This is a genomic window from Brevundimonas sp., assembly GCF_041688735.1.
Classification (GTDB): Bacteria; Pseudomonadota; Alphaproteobacteria; order Caulobacterales; family Caulobacteraceae; genus Brevundimonas.
The window spans coordinates 1-1,307 of the sequence record NZ_JBDNHO010000089.1 but is presented as its reverse complement, the minus strand read 5'-3'; the positions used below and the strand labels follow the sequence as shown (position 1 = coordinate 1,307).

General features: G+C 67.4%; 3 protein-coding genes. All 3 read left to right on the top strand.

The features are described 5' to 3' along the window. The coding region (locus tag ACESMO_RS09070) for a hypothetical protein (RefSeq protein WP_372707840.1) at positions 1-247 on the top strand (247 nt) is incomplete at its 5' end. Then, positions 228-440: a DUF2945 domain-containing protein gene (locus ACESMO_RS09065; protein WP_372707839.1), complete on the top strand. Its 213-nt coding sequence runs from the start codon at positions 228-230 to the stop codon at positions 438-440. The genes ACESMO_RS09070 and ACESMO_RS09065, both read left to right, overlap by 20 nt. A gap of 6 nt (positions 441-446) precedes the next feature. Beyond that, positions 447-1,307, top strand: an 861-nt coding sequence (locus ACESMO_RS09060) for an NAD(P)/FAD-dependent oxidoreductase (protein WP_372707838.1), incomplete at its 3' end; no start/stop codon positions are given.

Below are 1,307 nucleotides of genomic sequence, written 5' to 3'. Positions count from 1 at the left end.
CTGCCCCGAAAAAGTCTTTCACGGTCAAGCTGAACCGACCGGGCGGCGCATCATTCTGACCGCAAGGTCTTCGTCAACCGAGGGGAAATGCCGAATGGACGCCGAAACCAGAACCCTCGTCGACCGCTGGTTTCTCGCCTTTAGCGAAGCACGGGTCCTGATCGACACGGAACTGATGCGGGGTCTGCTCGCTGATGTCGACGAAGCGCGCGGCAGGAGCACGGCCAATGGCGGACAAGAGTTTTAAGGCCGGGGACGCGGTCGCATGGGACCACAGCCAGGGCGTGACCCAGGGCAAGGTGGTCAAAAAGGTCACCCGTCCGACAAAGATCAAGGGTCACAAGGTCGCCGCGTCGAAAGACAATCCCGAATACATCGTGCGCAGCGGCAAGACCGGCGCCGAAGCCGCTCACACGCCGTCGGAACTTCGGCGGGCCTGACCGGCTGTGATCGACCCCGACATCCTGATCGTCGGTGCCGGTCCTGCCGGACTGACGGCGGCGACCTATCTGGCGCGGTTCCGGCGTCGGGTGTTGGTCGCCGACGGCGGCGAGCCCCGGGCGTGCTGGATTCCGGTCAGCCACAACATGCCCGGCTTCCCCAAAGGCATCACCGGCAACGCCATCCTGGGGCGGATGACCGAACAGGCGCAGGAATACGGCGCGGTGATCGAGGCCGGACGGGTCGAACGCCTGGCGCGCGACGGAGACGGCTTCGTCGCCCGGCTGAGCGGACGCGACGTGCAGATTCGCGCCGTACTCCTGGCCACCGGCGTGATCGACCGCCATCCCGACCTGCCTGGGGTCGAGCGCGCCATAGAGCGGTCGCTGGTCCGCATCTGCCCGATCTGCGACGGCTATGAGGCGATCGACAAGGCCGTGGCCGTCATCGGCGACGACGACAAGGGCGTGCGCGAGGCGGCCTTTCTGCGCACCTATTCGGACCGTGTGACCCTGATTCACATCGGTCTGGCCGAGGCCCTGACCGAACGGGACGAGATGGCGCGGATGGGCATCGAGCTGATCTGCGCGCCGCTCGACAATGTCCGTCTGGAAGACGACAGGGTCACGGCGCTGAGCTGGGGCGGGCAATTCCGGGCGTTCGACCTGGTCTATTCCGCGCTGGGGACCTCCGCGAACGTCGAACTGGCGCAGGCGCTGGGCGCCCGCAGGGGTGAGGACGGACGGCTGACCGTCGACGCGCGCCAGATGACCAACATCGAGGGCCTGTACGCCGCCGGCGACGTCGTGCGCGGCCTGAACCAGATCGCCGTCGCGACGGCCGAGGCGGCGGTGGCCGCGACGGCG